Origin of the sequence: Faecalicoccus sp. LCP19S3_E2, from assembly GCF_052121255.1 — a bacterium.
Lineage (GTDB): Bacteria > Bacillota_I > Bacilli_A > Erysipelotrichales > Erysipelotrichaceae > Faecalicoccus.
Genome location: NZ_JBQKEP010000005.1, coordinates 151,960 through 170,556 on the forward strand (window position 1 = coordinate 151,960; position 18,597 = coordinate 170,556).

The 18,597-nt window shown below is 40.2% G+C and carries 20 protein-coding genes; 19 read left to right on the top strand and 1 reads right to left on the bottom strand.

Translation table 11 applies throughout. The features are described 5' to 3' along the window. Positions 1–3: 3 nt before the first annotated feature. From ACTQX6_RS06610 to mscL, 15 genes are all read left to right on the top strand, one after another. Positions 4–957, top strand: coding sequence for a branched-chain amino acid ABC transporter permease (locus tag ACTQX6_RS06610; protein ID WP_117445669.1), 954 nt, complete (start codon positions 4–6; stop codon positions 955–957). Next, positions 957–1,736 carry an ABC transporter ATP-binding protein gene (locus ACTQX6_RS06615; RefSeq protein WP_117445668.1) on the top strand — a complete coding sequence of 260 codons (780 nt, stop codon included), beginning with the start codon at positions 957–959 and terminating at the stop codon, positions 1,734–1,736. The genes ACTQX6_RS06610 and ACTQX6_RS06615 overlap by 1 nt, the downstream gene beginning before the upstream one ends. A gap of 7 nt (positions 1,737–1,743) precedes the next feature. Beyond that, positions 1,744–2,448 (top strand): ABC transporter ATP-binding protein, encoded by a 705-nt coding sequence (locus tag ACTQX6_RS06620; protein WP_027969049.1) that lies wholly within the window; start codon positions 1,744–1,746, stop codon positions 2,446–2,448. 3 nt (positions 2,449–2,451) lie between these two features. Then, positions 2,452–3,093 carry a CBS and ACT domain-containing protein gene (locus ACTQX6_RS06625; RefSeq protein ID WP_117445667.1) on the top strand — a complete coding sequence of 214 codons (642 nt, stop codon included), beginning with the start codon at positions 2,452–2,454 and terminating at the stop codon, positions 3,091–3,093. Between the two features lie 127 nt (positions 3,094–3,220). Then, entirely contained in the window at positions 3,221–3,637 is a 417-nt protein-coding gene (locus ACTQX6_RS06630) for a hypothetical protein (protein WP_117445666.1), read from the top strand. A 366-nt stretch (positions 3,638–4,003) separates the two neighbouring features. Continuing rightward, positions 4,004–4,372 carry a metal-dependent transcriptional regulator gene (locus ACTQX6_RS06635; protein ID WP_022789744.1) on the top strand — a complete coding sequence of 123 codons (369 nt, stop codon included), beginning with the start codon at positions 4,004–4,006 and terminating at the stop codon, positions 4,370–4,372. A gap of 39 nt (positions 4,373–4,411) precedes the next feature. Then, a complete protein-coding gene (locus ACTQX6_RS06640) occupies positions 4,412–6,496 on the top strand; it encodes a peptidase U32 family protein (protein WP_294689020.1) in 2,085 nt (694 codons plus the stop codon). A 66-nt stretch (positions 6,497–6,562) separates the two neighbouring features. After that, positions 6,563–7,876 carry a phosphopyruvate hydratase gene (gene eno / locus ACTQX6_RS06645; RefSeq protein ID WP_022789742.1) on the top strand — a complete coding sequence of 438 codons (1,314 nt, stop codon included), beginning with the start codon at positions 6,563–6,565 and terminating at the stop codon, positions 7,874–7,876. Between the two features lie 74 nt (positions 7,877–7,950). Beyond that, entirely contained in the window at positions 7,951–8,970 is a 1,020-nt protein-coding gene (locus ACTQX6_RS06650; RefSeq protein ID WP_195222058.1) for a DUF7309 domain-containing protein, read from the top strand. Positions 8,971–9,066: 96 nt separating this feature from the next. Further along, positions 9,067–9,594 carry a DUF4256 domain-containing protein gene (locus ACTQX6_RS06655; protein ID WP_294689024.1) on the top strand — a complete coding sequence of 176 codons (528 nt, stop codon included), beginning with the start codon at positions 9,067–9,069 and terminating at the stop codon, positions 9,592–9,594. A gap of 79 nt (positions 9,595–9,673) precedes the next feature. Then, positions 9,674–10,504 (top strand): HAD-IIB family hydrolase, encoded by an 831-nt coding sequence (locus ACTQX6_RS06660; RefSeq protein ID WP_294689026.1) that lies wholly within the window; start codon positions 9,674–9,676, stop codon positions 10,502–10,504. After that, a complete protein-coding gene (locus ACTQX6_RS06665) occupies positions 10,491–11,480 on the top strand; it encodes a dipeptidase (RefSeq protein ID WP_294689028.1) in 990 nt (329 codons plus the stop codon). The genes ACTQX6_RS06660 and ACTQX6_RS06665 overlap by 14 nt, the downstream gene beginning before the upstream one ends. 139 nt (positions 11,481–11,619) lie before the next feature. After that, the gene (locus ACTQX6_RS06670; RefSeq protein WP_181965569.1) at positions 11,620–11,910 is read left to right on the top strand and encodes an HU family DNA-binding protein; all 291 of its coding nucleotides are present in this window, start codon (positions 11,620–11,622) and stop codon (positions 11,908–11,910) included. Positions 11,911–11,982: 72 nt separating this feature from the next. Then, positions 11,983–12,384 carry a hypothetical protein gene (locus ACTQX6_RS06675; protein ID WP_195222061.1) on the top strand — a complete coding sequence of 134 codons (402 nt, stop codon included), beginning with the start codon at positions 11,983–11,985 and terminating at the stop codon, positions 12,382–12,384. Positions 12,385–12,406: 22 nt separating this feature from the next. Next, entirely contained in the window at positions 12,407–12,820 is a 414-nt protein-coding gene (gene mscL / locus ACTQX6_RS06680; protein ID WP_117445658.1) for a large conductance mechanosensitive channel protein MscL, read from the top strand. 39 nt (positions 12,821–12,859) lie between these two features. Here mscL and ACTQX6_RS06685 read toward each other — a convergent pair whose 3' ends face one another. Next, positions 12,860–14,386: an L-lactate permease gene (locus ACTQX6_RS06685; RefSeq protein ID WP_294689031.1), complete on the bottom strand. Its 1,527-nt coding sequence runs from the start codon at positions 14,384–14,386 to the stop codon at positions 12,860–12,862. A 230-nt stretch (positions 14,387–14,616) separates the two neighbouring features. Here ACTQX6_RS06685 and mraZ point away from each other — a divergent pair, with 230 nt between their 5' ends. Genes mraZ through ACTQX6_RS06705 form a run of 4 tightly spaced genes read left to right on the top strand, consistent with a single transcriptional unit; the run spans position 14,617 to position 18,555 of the window. Next, positions 14,617–15,042: a division/cell wall cluster transcriptional repressor MraZ gene (mraZ, locus tag ACTQX6_RS06690; RefSeq protein WP_206198251.1), complete on the top strand. Its 426-nt coding sequence runs from the start codon at positions 14,617–14,619 to the stop codon at positions 15,040–15,042. Position 15,043: 1 nt separating this feature from the next. Next, positions 15,044–15,976, top strand: a complete 933-nt coding sequence (gene rsmH, locus ACTQX6_RS06695; RefSeq protein WP_117445656.1) for a 16S rRNA (cytosine(1402)-N(4))-methyltransferase RsmH — start codon at positions 15,044–15,046, stop codon at positions 15,974–15,976. A gap of 1 nt (position 15,977) precedes the next feature. Beyond that, entirely contained in the window at positions 15,978–16,295 is a 318-nt protein-coding gene (locus ACTQX6_RS06700; RefSeq protein WP_022789733.1) for a hypothetical protein, read from the top strand. Between the two features lie 19 nt (positions 16,296–16,314). Beyond that, positions 16,315–18,555, top strand: a complete 2,241-nt coding sequence (locus ACTQX6_RS06705) for a penicillin-binding protein (RefSeq protein WP_294689032.1) — start codon at positions 16,315–16,317, stop codon at positions 18,553–18,555. The last annotated feature ends 42 nt before the right edge of the window (positions 18,556–18,597 follow it).

Consider the following 18,597-nt stretch of genomic DNA (forward strand, 5'->3'; position numbering starts at 1 on the left):
TTGATGCCGAAACAATTATTGAACAAAGAAAATATCGCCTGGCTTGCCAGTGCTGTCGTGATCTTTCTGGTGTGCAGTGTTTTAATGAATGCCGGAATCATCAACTCCTACTATCAGATTACCCTTTATAATATCTGTATCAATATCATTTTGGCGGTTTCGTTAAATCTTGTCATTGGTATTTGTGGTCAGTTCTCCTTAGGCCATGCCGGTTTTATGTGTATCGGTGCATACAGTGCCGGAATTGTTACGAAAATGATGCCGAATCTGGGCGGCCTTTTCTTAGGTTTATTGGTTGGATTTGTGATTTCTGCGATCGTGGCATTGATCGTTTCTATACCAACATTGCGATTAAAAGGGGATTATCTGGCCATTGCGACCTTAGGGTTTGCCGAAATCATTCGTATCATTGTACAAAATATGAAAATTACCAATGGAGCTGCCGGATTGAGTGGCATTCCTCGTTTAACCACTTGGCCTTTATTGATCATCGGTGTTGTCATCGCACTGGTCGTTGTGTGTAACTTTACCCGTAGTGCGCCGGGGCGTGCCTGTCTTTCCATTCGTGAAGATGAAATTGCTTCCGAAGCCATGGGAATCAATACGACTCGCTATAAGGTCATTGCGTTTGTGATCGGTGCTATATTGGCCAGTATGGCCGGTGCGTTATTTGCCTGCAACTTCTATGTCATCAACCCGACACAGTTTACCTTTAATCGTTCTATTGATATTTTGGTCATGGTCGTATTCGGTGGTATGGGATCGATGACTTCCAGTGTGATTGCAGCAGCTGCTATCGGAATCTTAAATATGATCTTACAAAACTTTTCCGATATTCGTATGATCATCTATGGTTTGGCTTTAGTCATTATCATGATCTTCAAGCCGTCTGGTTTATTGGGAACTAAAGAGTTCTCCTTTAAAAAGCTGTTTCAGAAAAGAAAGGGGAATCGCTAATGGAACCAATTCTTCAAATCAAAAATCTGACCAAAAACTTTGGAGGGCTTTGTGCCGTATCCAATGTATCTATGCAGATCAACCAGGGAGAGCTGATTGGTTTGATCGGCCCCAATGGTGCCGGAAAGACTACGTTATTTAACTTATTGACCGGAGTATATGAACCAAGCAGTGGTTTGATCGAATTCAATGAAGATGGTAAAAAAATTCAATTGGGTGGTTTAAAACCTTATAAGATCACAGCTTATGGAATTGCCCGAACTTTCCAGAATATTCGATTGTTTAAGACAATGACGGTTTTGGAAAATGTAAAGGTTGCGATGCATAAAAATATTCGTTATGGAACCTTAGCTGCCATTTTGCGTTTACCTTCTTATTATAATGAAGAAAAATGGGTAGAAGAAAAAGCCTGTGAGCTGTTAAAAGAAGTTGGATTGTATGGAAAACGTAATGAACAGGCCACCAATCTTCCTTATGGAGAACAGCGTCGTTTGGAGATTGCCCGTGCCTTAGCAATTCAACCGAAAATTTTGTTTTTGGATGAGCCTGCCGCCGGTATGAACCCACAGGAAACTGCTGAACTGACAAATCTGATTTATCGTATTCGTGACAAATACAGTTTGACGATCATCTTGATCGAGCACGATATGTCTTTGGTTATGAAGATCTGTGAAAGAATCTATGTTCTGGATTATGGAAAGCTGATTGCCAATGGAAATCCGGAAGAAATCCGAAACAATGAATTTGTCATTAAGGCTTATTTAGGGGAGGAAATCTAATATGGCGATGCTGGAAGTAAAAGATCTTCATGTACACTATGGAGTGATCGAGGCATTGAAAGGAATCAACCTGGAAGTGAATGAAGGAGAGATTGTTTCTTTGATTGGAGCCAACGGTGCCGGAAAAACAACGATGCTGCAAAGTATCAGTGGTATCAAAAAGAAGACCAGTGGTGATATACTATTTTTAGGTGAATCGATTTTTAAGAAGAATCCAAAGTTCATCGTACAAAAAGGGCTCACACAGGTTCCGGAAGGACGACGTATCTTTACCGGCTTGAGCGTTTATGAAAATTTGATGATGGGTGCTTTCTTACGCAAGGATAAAAAGGGTATTCAACAAGATCTGGAAAAAGTGTATGCACAGTTTCCAATCTTAAAGGAACGAATCAATCAGGATGCTTCTACTTTATCTGGTGGAGAACAACAAATGTTGGCCATGGGAAGAGCCTTGATGGCAAAACCGAAGCTTTTATTGTTGGATGAGCCAAGTATGGGGTTGGCACCTATCCTTGTCAAAGAGATCTTTTCGATCATCGAAGAAATCAATAAGCAGGGAACGACTGTGTTATTGGTCGAACAAAATGCCAAAATGGCTCTGTCAATCGCTCATCGTGCTTATGTACTGGAAACAGGAAAAGTTGTATTGAGTGGAACCGGTAAGGAACTGGCGGAAAGTCCGGAGATCCAAAAAGCGTATCTGGGAGGATAAAAAATGTTTAAAGTCAAAGATTATATGACAAAAGATGTCATTTGTACGGAAAAAGATGCCACGATTTCAGAAGTATTGGAGTTAATGAAAGAACATGGAATTCATCGTGTTCCGGTTGTGGAAAACCAAAAACTGGTGGGATTGATCACAGAAGGTATGATTGCGACATCCCATTCATCGGCTACTTCATTAAGTATCTATGAATTGAATTATCTATTGTCGAAGACAACGGTTAGCACAGTGATGATCAAAAATGTAATTTCCATGAATGAAGAGGAATTGATGGAATCCTGTGCTGAAACCATGCGATCCCACGATATTGGTTGTATCCCTATTGTCGATAATCAGAATAATGTGGTAGGAATCGTGACTCAAAATGATGTATTTGGATGCTTCTTAAGTGTACTTGGTTGGGAAGATAAAGGAACTCGTATTACAATTGCGGTCAAAGATGAATTGGGCGCTATCGGGAAGTTATCGGATATCTTTGTTCAAAAGAAGGTCAATATTTCGCATATTGGTGTTTATTCATTTAAAGATGGTATTGCTAATATGGTAGTACGATGTGATGCGGAAGATCCAAAGAATTTGATTCAGGCATTAGAAGAACATGGATATCAAGTATTAGAAACGTATAAGAACTAGCTGTTACGGCTGGTTCTTTTTTGTCATAAGTTTTAAATTAGTTTTAACTTACAGTTTTTAAAAGAATTTTTAATAGTTTTCTCTTTTTCATACGTATTAAATAGTGTAGAGAAAAGGAGGGAACTCAATGGAAGACAAAAAAGAATTGAAAGAAATCATGCAGGAGTCAAAACGACTGTATGATGAACAGTGCAAGAAGATCCTGTCGTATAAACAGATCCTGTCCTATTTGTTCCAGTCCTGTCTGGAAGAATATAAGGATCTTTCCCTGGAAGAGATACAGGAACTATTGGAAAAGGAAACAGAAAGCGAGATGAGGAAGATGTGCACATTCAGTGATGCGATCTGGAAAAAGGGAATAGAAAAAGGAAGAGATGAAGGTATGGAAAGAGGGATAAAAGAAGGAAGTCTAATCATTTCGATAAATAATGTACAGAATTTAATCAAAAAACATGTTGTTTCCAACATAGAAGAAGCCATGGATTTATTAGGAGTAGAAGCATCTTTACGACCGGCTATTTTAAAATCTATACAGATGCATTAGAAATAGACTGGAACATATAAAGAAAACGAGATGAAAGATGTGTACATTTAGCGATGGATTTGTGAAAAAAGAATTAGCATAGGAAGAGTAGAAGGTAAATAAGAGGGGATTTTAATAAATTCTATAAACAATATATAGAGTTTAATCAAAAATCGTGTTGTTTTTAATATTAACGAAGCCATGAATATGTTAGATGTAGAAACTTCATCAAGACCAATTATTTTACAATCTCTACATATCAACTAGCTTTGAAATAAGGGATAAAGAAATTTTACTGGGCGAATCATAATGTTTACTTTCTGTGATGGCAATCTGTTTGACAGAAGTGTTGTAAACCTTTAAAATGGCATAGAAGAGGTGAGAACTATGGAATTAGGCGAATCTTTGGAAGATTACCTGGAATCAATTCTGGTATTGAGTGAAAAAATCGATCATGTTCGCAGTGTGGATGTAGCCAGCTATTTAGGGTTCTCTAAGCCAAGTGTATCGCATGCGGTCAAACTTTTGGAAAAAGATGGATATCTTCATTTAGATGAAAATAAATTTTTATATCTGACAGATGCAGGAAACCGTATCGCAACCGAAACATATCGTAGACATCGCTTTTTTAGAGAAATGTTGGAAGAGATCGGTGTACCAAAGACCATTGCGGAAAATGATGCCTGCCGTATGGAACATGTGATTTCGCAGGAAACGTTTGATGCGATTCAAAATTATTATGAAAATAAGAAGTAAGTCATGGAAACATGGCTTTTCTTTATATATACTAGTCTTATGAAAAATATAGAAATATTAGCGCCTGTTGGCAGCATGGAAGTCTTAGAAGCTGCAATCCAGGCTGGATGTGATGCGATATATTGTGCGCTTCCTTCTTTTGGAGCCAGGGCCTATGCCAATAACTTTACCTGGGAACAGATGAAGGAAGTATTGAAGCGATGCCATAGTTTGAACATTAAAGTGCATGTGACCATGAATACATTATTGTTTGAGCAGGAGATCGAACAAGCCTATCAACAGGCAAAACGCCTTCACGAAATGGGCGTAGATGCCTTGATCGTACAAGATTTAGGCTTAATTCATCTTCTTCATGAAAGATTGCCACAGCTTGTCGTACATGCCTCTACTCAGCTTTCCGTGACACAGGTTGAGCAGATTGAACAGTTAAAAAAATTAGGTGTTAAGCGTGTGGTACTGGCAAGAGAATGTAGTTTGGAGCAGGTAAAGGCAGCGGTTCAGACGGGAATGGAAGTGGAAGTTTTTGTCCATGGAGCCATTTGCATCTGTTACAGCGGGCAATGCCTTTTCAGCTCTATCGAATATGATCGAAGCGGAAATCGTGGTATGTGTGCGCAGCCATGTCGTATGCCCTATAAGCTTTATCAGGATGGAAAGCCGATTTTAGAAAAAGAACAGTATTTTTTAAGCCCTAAGGATTTATCCCTGATCGAACAAGTTCGAGAATTAGAAGAGCTCGGAGTTTGTTCCATTAAGATCGAAGGACGTATGAAATCCAAGGAATATGTGTATGAGTGTGTGCATCAGGTATATGAGGTGTTGCACGGAAAAACATTGGGTAAAAAAGAACAGAAGGAGCTGCAGGTCACCTTTAATCGTGGATTTACCAAAGGTCATCTTTACGATCAAAGAGGTAATGCTTTGATGAATACCCAAACCAGCAATCATCAGGGAATCTTGATTGGTCATGTGATTGGACAAAAAGGAAAACGTGTACGCGTCAAGCTGCAGGATTCTTTACATCAAAATGATGGAATCCGCTTTGTATGGAAGACAGGCTCGCTAGGCTTTCGCTTGAATTATCTCTATGACACGCAGGGAAAGCTGATTGCGCAGGCAAAAGCAGGTCAAATTGTAGAAATCAATATGAAGGATCGACTTCCTGCACAAACAAAGTTGATAAAGACGATCGATACAACGCTTCAAAAGGAAATTGATCAAACTATTGAAAAGAAACAGCGAAAAGTAGCAGTGTCTTGTCATTTGGCATGTAAAGGGCCCGGATATCCGTTGGAATGCACTTTGTCTGAAAACGGTCATTGTGTGACTTGGATTAGTGAAGAGCTGGCTGATGTTGCCAAAAACAGACCTTGTGACGAAGAGGTTTTAAGACGCCAGTTTTCAAAGACAAAAGACAGCTTTATAGAAATTCAATCGTTTCGTTTTGCGTTGGATGTCCCTTTCTTTTTTCCGCTAGGTGCGCTCAATCATATCCGCAATCAGGCTATCGATGCTTTTTATGAAGAAAAGACAAAGGCTAATCCTATCATAGAAAAAACATACGATGTGAAAATAGAACCGCAAAAAATTGTGGAAAGGCACTGGATACAAGAGAAGATTCATTCTTCGATGGAAGGCTTGGCAGATCTGCGATACAATGTCACAAACTCTTATGCGATCGCGTGTTTATTGCGGTTGGGATTTTCCTGCATCGAGCTTTCTTTGGAATGTAAAGATAAGGATATACAGGCCATGCTTACAGGTTTTAAAGAACGATACGGCTTTGAGGCCCCGGTCATGGTATATCTTTATGGAAAAAGAAGGCTGATGATCATGAATCATTGTGTTGTCAATACGGCCTTAAAAGATGGACAAAGAAAGAATTGTGCTTTATGTCATAGGCATTCTTTTTATCTAAAGGGAAAGGATCAAAAGGAGTATCTGCTGGAAGGGGATGCGAAATGTCATATGTGCATTTTTGAAAAAGAAGCATGGAATGACTTGGATAAAATAGCGTACTATAAGCAGCTTGGCATACAGAATTTTCACTTGTTCTTCTTACGGGAAGATGCACTAAAAAAAGCAAAAATTCTCAAGGAATTTCAGGCTGGAGTACAGGAGTAGATATTGAATCTAAAGCGCTAAAGTGGTATTATTTTTGTAGCTTAAGGCAAAGGAGGAACTTAATATATGCCTATTATTGTTGATGTATATGCTCGTGAAGTATTAGACTCTCGTGGTAACCCAACAGTAGAAGTAGAAGTAACTACTGAATCTGGTGCTTATGGACGTGCCATGGTTCCAAGTGGAGCAAGTACAGGAGAAAGAGAAGCATTAGAATTACGTGACGGTGACAAAACTCGTTACTTAGGAAAAGGAACAACAAAAGCTGTAAACAACGTAAACAACATTATCGCACCAAAGGTAATCGGTATGGATTGCCGTGATCAGGTTCTGATTGATAAAACAATGTTAGATCTGGATGGAACTCCATTCAAGAAAAACTTAGGTGCTAACGCTACATTAGGTGTATCTATGGCTTGTGCTTTGGCAGCTGCTGATTTCTATGGTATGCCATTGTATAACTACTTCGGTGGATTCAATGCGAAGACTATGCCGGTACCTATGTGTAACGTAATCAACGGTGGTAGTCATGCCGACTCTACAGTTGACTTCCAGGAATTCATGATCATGCCGGTTGGTGCAACTTCTGAAAAAGAAGCAATCCGTATGGCTGCTGAAACATTCCATGCGTTGAAGAAAGTATTAAAAGACAAAGGATACAACACGAACGTTGGTGACGAAGGTGGATTTGCTCCTAGCTGTAAAGATGGAAACGAAGAACCACTTGAATTGTTAGTAGAAGCTATGCAGGCTGCCGGATACAAACCTGGTGAAGATATGTGCATTGCGATGGACGTTGCCGCCAGCGAATTCCACAACCATGAAACTGGATTGTATGAATTGAAGAAATCTGGTCAGGGAACTAAGACAAGTGATGAAATGATCGATATGTATGCTGAATGGATCGAAAAATATCCTATCATCTCTATCGAAGACGGACTTGGTGAACGTGACTGGGATGGATGGAAGAAACTGACTGATCGTTTAGGTGACAAAGTTCAGTTGGTTGGTGACGACTTGTTTGTTACAAACCCTTCTATCTTACAGGAAGGTATCGAAAAAGGTATCGCCAATGCGATCTTAATCAAAGTTAACCAGATCGGTACTTTGACAGAAACTTTCGATGCTATGGAATTAGCTAAGAAACATAACTACACTTGTGTAGTATCTCACCGTTCCGGAGAAACAGAAGACTCTACAATTGCTGATATCGCTGTTGGATTCAATGCCGGACAGATTAAGACTGGTTCATTGTCTCGTACAGACCGTATCGCTAAATACAACCGTTTGATGCGTATCGAAGACGAATTGAATCAGCGTGGAGCTACTTCTATTGCTCAGTACAAAGGAAAGAAATCTTTCTACAACTTGTATAAGTAAGATCTTGACCCCGTAAGGGGTCTTTTCTTTTTGTTGATTTTCCTTCATAATAATAGAAAACAAGGAGAATTTTTATGCAACAGGCAACACTGGAACAATGGAAGAAATTATATAAAGAAGCAGATGCGCTAAAGGAAAAAAGGCCATGGACGATCTTTGAAGATATCGATTTGATTGCAGTACAGCTGGAAGGAAAAAGAGAACCATATTTCTGCAGTATCATGGGTAAACAAGGAAACTGTCCAGGGATAACGATGTATTACGGGATGGATGGGTATTCTGATCTATGTATGATCATGGATTCGTACCAATACTCGGCTCCGACAACTTATATCATGGGTGATATTACTTGTATGACTTGTTATTATGGGGATAAAAATGAAATGGAACCGGACCAGAGAAAAATAATTCAGGATTTAGGACTGAAATATGAGGGTGCTAATGACTGGCCGTATTTTTATTCGTTTGAACCTCGCTATGTCCCGGTAAATTTAAATCGTGATGAAGTTATACAATGTACCAGAATTATGGAAGTTTTAAATAAAACCGTGGATATGGTCATGGAAGATGAAGAATGGCTTCCTAATTTTGAAAAAGGGGAGCTCTTAATGGCTGAATGGGATTTTGTTGAAGAAGGTGAAGAACCTAATTTGTCGATATATCCACTGCCTTTGCCAAATTCGATTCCGCGCTTTCTTACGGTAAAAGTGGAGGATTCGGTGCTGGGAGAATTTAAAGAATATGAAAGATCGGATATGGAACTGGTCATGGATCTGAATTATTTGTTTACTCCAATCGATGATCCGGACTATGATCGTCCAATCAATCCATTGTTGGTCTTGGCTTATGATTTAAAAGAAGATAGCATTTTGGCAGGCGATGTTCTGACATTGGATCATGATGAAATGGAAAGAGTGGTTTCTATTTTCTTTCATATCATTGAAAACTACGGTATTCCTAAAAAACTCTATGCACGCAATCCACGTATCTTAATCGGTATGGAATATCTTTGCGATCAGTTGAATATTGAGATTGTCAACGATCCGCTGCAGGAATTAGATGATATTTATCAAGGCATACAACAAACGATCTAGACAGGCAACTGCAAGTCAGTTGTCTTTTCATTTTGTGGAGTATATGAGTAGGGATTACGATTTGGCCTTGGTACAATAGAAGCAGGGAGGATCATCATGAACGAGCAAGTGATTAAAAGCATTTTAAAAGAACGTTTTGAATCCCATATACAACGTCATTCTGCTATAAGATGGATAGATGTAGAAAATCTGCTGACCAAAGATATATTAGAAGCTGTTTCTTATATGGAGGAAACAAAGGGAGAACCCGATGTTGTCTTTTTGGAGGGCCAGCTTTGTATCTGTGACTTTTCCAGGGAGAGTCCGCAAAGAAGAAGCTTGTGCTATGACAAAGAAGCCAGAGTCAGAAGAAAACAAAATGCACCGGTTTCCAGTGTCATGGAAGATGCACAGGAAAGAAAGCTGCTTTTATTGACGGAAGCAGAGTATTTATGGCTGCAGTCGATGGAAGATCTGGATTTGAAGACATCAAGCTGGATCAAAACAGAAGATTCGATGCGTAAACAAGGTGGTGCATTATTTGGCAGTAAACGTTATGGAAGAACTTTTATCTACTGTAATGGAGCGGATTCCTATTATTCCAGTCGTGGCTATCGTGCTAAAGTCGTATTAAAGACGAAGTAGGTCTCTTTGTGTATCTGAAAGGTCATTCTCACAGAGTGACTTTTTTTGTATAATGAATCTACAAGAAGCGAGGGATAGTATGAAACGATGGATCGTATGTGATTTAGATGGCTCTTTAATGCCACCCAGTGATGGCTTATATGTATCAAAAGCTGTTCAGGAAAAGATGATTGCCTTGCAGGAAAAGGGGAATACGGTGATCTTAAACAGCGCCCGTGTTTTTCAGGGTGTGTATCCTTTAGCGTTGCAGATTGGTATGGATAAATTTGGTGGGTATTTGATTTCTTCCAATGGATCGCATGTCTATGATATGAAAACCAAACAAGTAATTGATCGTGTAAAAATGGATGCGGACCGAGTCTTGTGGCTATGGGAAGAAATGAAAAAGCACAATATCGGAATCGGATTTACCCAGCCGGATGCGGTTATATGTAATCAAATGCGTATGGGATTTGAACTGGATCAAAAAAACTGTGATATTGATTATATTACGACAATGCATCCTAAACGATATTTAAAAGCTGATGTAGTAAAGTGCTCCATTGCGGCCAAGCCGGAAGAACTGGAAGCAGTTATTGATGATATTGAAAAAGAAATCGAAAAAAATACTGATTTTCAAGTAATTCGCAGTACACCGACTTTGTATGATGTTCTACATAAAGAAGTTTCTAAACAAGGTGCGTTGGAGAAACTTTTGAAAAGCCTGCATACAAGCTGGGATCAGGTGACTGCCATTGGTGATGGCTACAGCGATGTTGAAAGCATACGTTTGGCCGCTTTGGGCTGTACTTTGGAAAATGCCAAGGAAGAGTGTAAAAGAGTGGCCGATATGATCGTGCCTTCGTGTTATGAAGATGGATGTCTGGTCTGGTTAGATCGATTATTGGAGGAAACGTATGAAAGTCGTTGATATGCATTGTGATACGATTTTGGAACTTTTGAATCATCCTGAAAAAGAATTGTTTCAAAACGATTTGAGTATTGACATTCAAAAACTGCAGAAGGGAAATTACCTGCTTCAAAATTTTGCCTTGTTTACCGATCAAAAAGTTTTATCCATTCCGGAACAACAAACGATGCGATTGATGGATGTCTTCTGGAATGAAATGGAAAAAAATAAAGAATATATCGCACCGGTATTCAGTTATGAAGATATTGAGAAAAATGAAAAGGCTGGAAAGTTGTCTGCTTTGTTGACATTGGAAGATGGCGGTGTTGTCTTTAATGATCTTTCTATGCTTAGAAATTATTATCGTTTGGGTGTTCGTATGATTGCCTTGACATGGAATTATCCCAATGGCATCGGCTATCCAAACTTTTCCATGGATGATTTTACGGACTATAAGCAGGCCAGCCCTTTGCAGCAGATCGATACAGTGCACGGATTGACAGGGTTTGGGATTCAGTATGTACAAGAGATGGAGCGTCTGGGCATGATCATTGATGTCAGCCATTTAAATGATGCCGGTTTTTATGATGTTTTAAAAAATACAACAAAACCTTTTGTGGCCTCTCATTCCAATGCCAGAAGCATTTGTCCGGTAGCTCGAAACCTGAGCGATGAGATGATTCAGGCTTTGCATGCTCGAGGTGGTGTCATGGGCATCAATTTTTGTGGGGACTTTTTAGAAGAACACGAAAGTCCAAACGGGCCAAGCCACATAGAAGCTATGGTACGTCATATTTGCCATATCAAAAAGATTGCCGGTATTGATTGTATCGGATTAGGCACGGATTTTGATGGAATTCATTCCGACTTGGAAATACCGGATGCCTCCTACATGAATCAATTGGCACAGGCTTTATCGGAAAATGGTTTTACACAGGAGGAAATCGAAAAGGTATTTTATAAAAACGTATTACGTGTTTATAAAGAAATCTTATAAGGATTGAATGATTAATTTAAAATAATGTATTTTAATTTAACGAATTTATGATTTTTACTGTTTTTCTGTATTTTTAGTTGAACGATATTTGACTTTTAAAGTAAACTATCAGTGGTCGGCAAAACACAGGAGGAACAGTATGTCAGCAACAATCAATCGAAAAGAACTGGAAGCGAGAATGAGTGAATCATTTGATATTTCAAAAGCAGAAGCTCATGACTATATTCAGTTTGTATTTGATGAAATCACTTCGATATTGAAAGAAGGAAAAGAAATCGATATTTTTGGATTTGGACGATTTTCTGTTACGGAAAGAAAAGGGCGTATAGGCATTAATCCATCCACTGGGGAAAAGATGGAAATTCAGCCTAGCCGTAATGCGAAATTTAAATCCAGCAAGACATTAAAAGAAGCTTTGAAACAAAAGTAAATTAAAAAGGCAAGATTTTTTGCCTTTTTGTTTGCTTAGCTCTTTTTAGGATGGGTAAAAGAGGACAGAAAATTGAACTTTGTCGGTGGTACAGGATTTACGCTTGAAAGAATAGCCGGCTTTTTGGAGGTATTGATCGGCATAAGTATGATCATTTTTGTCTGGCAGTTATTAGGACATGATGATCCAGGCCATATGGAGGATGCAGAGGCTATGCAGGCTTTTATGGAGGTCATCGGTCTGTATGCGATTCATGTGTTTGAAATTATTGCCGGATTGATTGGCATTGTGAAATCAAAAAAAGGTTCATTGCTCACAGTTCTTTTAGGCGTGATCTTGTTTTTGATGAATTTAGTAGAGTTCTTTATGCATACTACAAACATCATAGAAATTATAATTCACGCATTAACATTGATTGTACCGTATTATTATGTACACAATGCTGTTAAATTGTTTCGGAATAAGGTAGAATAAGAAAGTGTGTTAAGGAGAAAATATGAAAAGTTTTATGAAAGAGTTTCGTGATTTTATCAATCGTGGAAATGTCTTAGATATGGCGATTGGTATTATCATTGGTGGTGCGTTTACGGCAATTGTAACAAGTTTATCGAATGATATTATTTCACCGATCCTTGGATTGTTTGGTGGATATGATTTCAGTGCCTACTCATTAAAATTTGGCGATGTAGCGATTAAATATGGAAGTTTTATTACAGCTATTATCAATTTCCTGATCATGGCTTTGATTGTTTTCTGTATGGTAAAAGCTATGAACAGAGCAACCTCTAAATTGAAAAAAGAAGAGGAAATAGAAGAAGCGGCTACAACGAAGGTGTGTCCTTACTGTAAAAGTGAGATCAGTATTGAAGCCACTCGCTGTCCTCATTGTACTTCACAATTAGAAGCGTAAAAAAATGTGTATCCTGAAAGCTCAGAGATACACATTTTTTTATAATACCATATTGCCGACGAAGGCAAGAACGGACATCAGTATGATCATGCCAGTGCCATATGGAAGTACCATAGATAACAGTTTGGAATCCTGTCCTTTGGAATCCACACTGCTCAAGGCAATCGCAAGGCTTTGTGGGCTGAGCATTTTTCCAACGGCTACACCCAGGGAGTTTAAAGCTACGATCCAAAGGCTGTTGGCATTTAAGGCCTGGGCGGCTTCTAACTGCACCTGGCCAAACAGAACGCCGGAATTGGTCCCGGAGCCTGTGACAAAGGTTCCCAAAGCACCAAACCAAGGGGCAAAGAATGGGTAGAAAGAACCGGTAATCGCAATTACAAACGAAGATATATCGCTGATCATGCCGGCATAGCCCATGATCTTGGCAACGGCTAATACCGACAACATGGTGATCATCGTTTCTTTCATCTGGTTAAGCGTATCTACCAATACTCTGCCGAAGTCTTTTAAGCTTGCCTTTTGGATAAGACCACCGATCAATGCGGAAATAAAGATCCATACTCCCGGTGTATTGATCCAGGAAAACGAGATCACCGTAGGGTTTTCACCGGTGTATATCGTTGTTTGTGTGGCAAAAGCACTTAAAGCTTCATTGATTGGCATGACCATCTTGCTGGTTAATAATAAGAATACAAAGATCAGGATAAACGGACACCAGGCAATCAAAGCCTTTGATAAAGTGATGTTTTCCTGTTTGGCGATCTGCATTTCGTATTGCGGATCGCTTTTCTTTTTGGATGCGAACAGGATCGTTAATGCCAAAGAACATACACTTCCTACGACAACGGCCAGTTCAGCACCCACAAAGTAGCTGACGGCAAGCTGTGGAAGGATAAAACCTAAAGAACTGGCCAGTGTTACCGGTAACATTCCTTTTATAGCTTTTGGGCCTTTTCCGGTTGCCATGACGATCAAAAATGGAGCGGCAATGACAAAGGGCGCCAACTGTAAGCTGGTCATAAAGGAAAGCGCTGTGTTTTCCAATCCCACCAGATTGGCTAATGTCACAGTTGGGATACCGATCGATCCAAAAGGTGTGGGAACACCATTGGCAATCAAACAGACAAGACAGCTAAACAAAGGATTAAATCCCAAACCAACAAGCATGCTGGCAGGAATCGCAATGGCGGTTCCAAAACCGGCCATGCCTTCCATAAATCCACCAAAGCACCAGGCAATCAATAAGACGATAATTCGTTTATCGCTGCTGACCGAAGCAATCATTTGCTTAATGATTTCCATGGCGCCGGTTTTTAATGTCAAATTGTACGTAAAGACAGCGGCGATGATCACAAGAATGATCGGCCACAAAGCCATCGCAAAGCCTTCTAAGGCAGCACTTGCCATATCCATCACCGGCATCTGCCACTTGGTGATCGCAAGAATAGCGCTGATGACAAGGGAGCCAATAGCGGCCTTAAAGGTAGGCCATTTAAAAACGGTTAGAGCCACAACTAACCACAATATGGGAAGAAGGGCTAAAAGAAAATTCAAAAATTCCAAGATTTCACCTCTCCTATCAATCTCAAATAAACCGTTTCAATTATACGTGAAACTGCGGGGAAATCTAGAGAAAACTTGAAAAAAACGCAAGAAAAAAAGTTGAAGGTTCAACAGTATTGTAAATAATTATATTTCTATAAAAAATAGTTGGCAAAAATGGTGGGAATGATGTATCATGGTGGTACAAAGTAGCACAAAGTGTCTAGATGTGGGGGTGATGGCACGTGTTCATGGGGGAGTATGCACATAACATCGATCGTAAGGGGCGATTGATTATGCCTGCAAAATTTCGTGAAGATCTTGGTGAACACGTTGTCGTTAACCGTGGTTTGGATGGCTGCTTGTATGTATATACTGCCAAGCAATGGGAAACAGTATATCAAAAGTTATCGGCGCTGCCATCAACAAATAAGGATGCGCGTATGTTTCAGCGTATGATGTTGTCGAAAGCAGCGGAGGTAGATCTGGACAGTCAGGGACGAATTTTGATACCTCGTACCTTGATTGAACTGGCAGGACTGGAAAAAGAATGCCTGATCGTAGGTATGGCTAACCATTTGGAGATCTGGTCAAAAGAGCGTTGGATGCAGTTGGAAGAAGAACAGTCCGGTTCATTTGAAGAAGCTGCAGAAGCCTTGAATGGCTTTATGGAGTAGTATGGAACATCAAAGTGTACTGTTAAAAGAAACAATCGACATGCTCGATGTGAAAAAGGATGGCATTTATGTGGATTGTACACTGGGCAGAGGGGGCCACAGTGAACAGATCCTCAAACGTTGTCCACAGGGATTTTTGTACTGCCTGGATTGTGATCAGGAAGCAATTGATCAAAGTACAAAACGTCTGCTTAAGGTTTCAAATAATTTTAAATGTATCCATACATCTTTTGAAAATCTCAAAGAAGTTCTTGCCAAAGAAGGTGTATTTGGTGTCGATGGCATCGTGATGGATCTGGGGGTATCCAGCCCGCAGTTTGACGATCCGTCTCGAGGATTCAGCTATCGATTTGATGCACGACTTGATATGCGAATGGATCAGAGTCAGGAAATGGATGCCTGGAAAGTGATCAATACCTATGATCAAAAAGACTTGTTCAGGATCTTTAGAGATTATGGCCAGGACCCAAATGCATATCGAATCGCATCACAGATCGTCAAAACTCGTCAGCAACATCCGATCGATACGACGTTTCAGTTAGTGGATGTGATCAAAAGTTGTTTACCGGCCAAGGTTTTAAGTAAAAAAGGACATCCGGCCAAGCAGATCTTTCAGGCGGTTCGCATTGAAGTCAATCGCGAGCTTTTACAGCTTGAGATCGTACTGCAGGATGCGATAAGTTTATTAAATCCGGGTGGAAGACTGGCCGTGATCACGTTTCATTCATTGGAGGATACGATCGTAAAACGAATGTTTCGGGATGTAGCTGTTCAGAAAAAGGCAGATCGAAGGCTGCCGCAATTAGGGATAGAAAAATTAGAATATGAGTTGATTTCAAAAAAACCGGTAACGGCATCAAGACAGGAGCTGGAAGAAAATTTCAGATCACACAGTGCCAAGCTTAGGGGATTGAAAAAATTGGGGGCAAACTAAAATGGTGCAGAAAGGTACAACAAAGAAGCATAATAGAAAAAGAAGAAAACTGCGCCAGCTTCGTCCGGAGAAGCTGCTTATTTTAGCGTTTGCTCTTTCATGCGTCTTCTATTGCTTTTCCAAAATCGGCTTGAATTCATACAATATTACGTTATCTGTAGAAGAACAAAAGCTTGCCAGTCAGGTAGCTGAAAAACAAGACGAAGTGCATTCGTTGAAGACAGATATTTCAGCTTTACAAGATAAGAATAAGATGTTAGGCTTAGCTGGCGATGACCTGAATGAAAATCAGGACAATGTCTATGTGATCAATAACTAGTTGAACAGGATGGATATGAATGGCCATAAAACGTAAAGTTAGAAGAAAGCTGGATAAGCGAACACAGCGTTTAAGTGTTCGCCGCAGTAACCGCCAGCTTTATCGAATGATTCAAGTGATGAGTATCATAGGAACATTAGTGATTGCTAATGTTCTTTTCACTATGGTCACGAAAACACATATCTGGTCACAGGAAAGTGTTTTAAATTCAAAGATTTCTTCTTCCATCGTGGATACGGAAGTGGAAGCTAAAAGAGGAACGATCTATGATCGTAATCATCAAGTCATTGCCCAGGAAGTGGATGCCTGGACCATCGTGGCTTATCTGGATGAAAGCGTCGTCGATGAAAATGGCGATCCGGATTATGTCAAAGATGCCGAAAAGACGGCTGAAAAGCTTTGTAAAGTTTTGCCGGATGCCAAGGAATCTAATGTCGAAAAGATCCTTGAAAAAGCGATGGATCAAGGATTGAGCCAAACAGAATTAGGTACGGGAACAAAGCGTTTGGATGAAGAAACGATGGAAAAGATAAAAGATTTAGATCTTCCGGGAATTGATTTTATCGAAACGACCAATCGTTATTATCCGACGACACCATATTCCAGCACGATGGTTGGTTTTGCGGCTTATGATGAAGATGAGCAGAAAATCGTTGGTAAGATGGGGCTGGAACAGACCATGAATGATCTCCTTGCCGGAGAAGATGGGCATGTGCAATACCAGCAGACGGTCGATGGAAGTATCCTTCCTGGAACTACAACGGTATATAAAGAAGCGGTAGATGGAGATAATGTCGTATTGACATTGGATAGTTCTTTACAATCGGTCGTTGAAAAAGCTATGAAAGAAACCATAGAAAATAACAGGGCCACCAGTGCCTGGGCGGTTGTTATGGAGGTGGAGACCGGTAAGATATTGGCCTGGGCCAGTTATCCGACGTATGACCAAAATGAACATAAGGAAATTCCTTCTTATACAGATGCCGTCAGCTCTATGGTGTATGAGCCGGGATCTGTTATGAAACCTTTTACATATGCAACGGCTATTGATACAGGAACTTTCCCATATAATACCATGTATCGCGCCGGCAGTTTTGAATATGGCTATGATGCCGCCAATAATAAAATCAATCGTGTAAGTGGTGTCGCTACGGGCTATCCAACCATTTACGATGCACAGGGAAATGATTATGGAACGCTGACTTTTGAAGATGGTCTGGCATTATCGAGTAACGTAGGTATTTGTGAATTGCTGGCCAATTATATGAATTATGATTCACTGGGTAAATATCTGGATCGTTTTGGTTTCTTCCAGGAAACAGGCATTCCTTATATCAGTGAGCAGACAGGTACTAAAAACATCGATGTTCCGATGGATTATCTTCGTACCGGATTTGGACAGTCCAGTTCCATCACGGTCTTACAGTTGATGCAGGCGTATTCTGCCATCTTTAATGATGGTGTGATGGTACGCCCCTATGTGGTCGATTCCATTGAAGATGCCAAAACCGGGGAAGTCAAAAAACAATATTCGACCAAGGCCAAGGGAACTCCGATTTCAAAGGAAACCGCAAACAAAGTTACCGAGATGATGAAGCATGTTTTGGACGAAGGCATGTCCGGAGATCGTTTTGCGATCGATGGTGTCAGTATGGCTGCCAAAACAGGTACCGGGGAGATTTATAATGTAGAGCAGGGAAAATACGATACAGTCAACTATACGTCCAGTGTCATGGCTGCTGCACCGGCTGAAGATCCTAAGATCATGGTTTACTGGGGCATGATCGGTCCTAACTATGAAGCCTACAGCGCCAAGCAGTTTCAAGATATCATGCGCGCTGCTTTGATTGCTTATGGTGTCAGCAGTGAAACCAAAGAAAGCGATAAGACCCAGGCAGAAGAAAAGTGGGAAACTTACACGATGCCAAACCTAGTCAATCATTCCGTCAGTTATGCGGGATCAAAAACAGAAAACTGGAAATGTCAGATGGTTTATATTGGCGGAGGTTCTACGATCTTACGTCAATATCCACAAGCGGGATCGACCATCAGCAGTCAGGATCGAGTGTTCCTGCTGACCGATGGCAATGCGATCACCATGCCGGATATGACTGGCTGGACAAGAAAAGATATTACAGCTTTCTGGGAACTGACCGGTATCCAGATTCAGACCGATGGCTATGGAGTCGTGACTTCCCAAAGCGTGGAGCCAGAGACGCCGATATCCGCAGATACGGCAATTTCTGTCACAATGGAGTAAATAGTACTAAACTTCTAAAAAGAAATTTGATATAATTAAACA

Excerpts from the sequence above, each read along its gene's own strand:
- ACTQX6_RS06665 (WP_294689028.1), top strand. The coding sequence starts at position 10,491 with ATGAAAGTCGTTGATATGCATTGTGATACGATTTTGGAACTTTTGAAT.
- eno (WP_022789742.1), top strand. The coding sequence starts at position 6,563 with ATGCCTATTATTGTTGATGTATATGCTCGTGAAGTATTAGACTCTCGT.
- mscL (WP_117445658.1), top strand. The coding sequence starts at position 12,407 with ATGAAAAGTTTTATGAAAGAGTTTCGTGATTTTATCAATCGTGGAAAT.
- ACTQX6_RS06705 (WP_294689032.1), top strand. The coding sequence starts at position 16,315 with ATGGCCATAAAACGTAAAGTTAGAAGAAAGCTGGATAAGCGAACACAG.
- ACTQX6_RS06620 (WP_027969049.1), top strand. The coding sequence starts at position 1,744 with ATGCTGGAAGTAAAAGATCTTCATGTACACTATGGAGTGATCGAGGCA.
- ACTQX6_RS06640 (WP_294689020.1), top strand. The coding sequence starts at position 4,412 with ATGAAAAATATAGAAATATTAGCGCCTGTTGGCAGCATGGAAGTCTTA.
- ACTQX6_RS06635 (WP_022789744.1), top strand. The coding sequence starts at position 4,004 with ATGGAATTAGGCGAATCTTTGGAAGATTACCTGGAATCAATTCTGGTA.
- ACTQX6_RS06610 (WP_117445669.1), top strand. The coding sequence starts at position 4 with ATGCCGAAACAATTATTGAACAAAGAAAATATCGCCTGGCTTGCCAGT.
- ACTQX6_RS06700 (WP_022789733.1), top strand. The coding sequence starts at position 15,978 with ATGGTGCAGAAAGGTACAACAAAGAAGCATAATAGAAAAAGAAGAAAA.
- ACTQX6_RS06660 (WP_294689026.1), top strand. The coding sequence starts at position 9,674 with ATGAAACGATGGATCGTATGTGATTTAGATGGCTCTTTAATGCCACCC.
- ACTQX6_RS06650 (WP_195222058.1), top strand. The coding sequence starts at position 7,951 with ATGCAACAGGCAACACTGGAACAATGGAAGAAATTATATAAAGAAGCA.
- ACTQX6_RS06625 (WP_117445667.1), top strand. The coding sequence starts at position 2,452 with ATGTTTAAAGTCAAAGATTATATGACAAAAGATGTCATTTGTACGGAA.
- ACTQX6_RS06630 (WP_117445666.1), top strand. The coding sequence starts at position 3,221 with ATGGAAGACAAAAAAGAATTGAAAGAAATCATGCAGGAGTCAAAACGA.
- ACTQX6_RS06655 (WP_294689024.1), top strand. The coding sequence starts at position 9,067 with ATGAACGAGCAAGTGATTAAAAGCATTTTAAAAGAACGTTTTGAATCC.
- ACTQX6_RS06615 (WP_117445668.1), top strand. The coding sequence starts at position 957 with ATGGAACCAATTCTTCAAATCAAAAATCTGACCAAAAACTTTGGAGGG.
- ACTQX6_RS06670 (WP_181965569.1), top strand. The coding sequence starts at position 11,620 with ATGTCAGCAACAATCAATCGAAAAGAACTGGAAGCGAGAATGAGTGAA.
- mraZ (WP_206198251.1), top strand. The coding sequence starts at position 14,617 with ATGGGGGAGTATGCACATAACATCGATCGTAAGGGGCGATTGATTATG.
- rsmH (WP_117445656.1), top strand. The coding sequence starts at position 15,044 with ATGGAACATCAAAGTGTACTGTTAAAAGAAACAATCGACATGCTCGAT.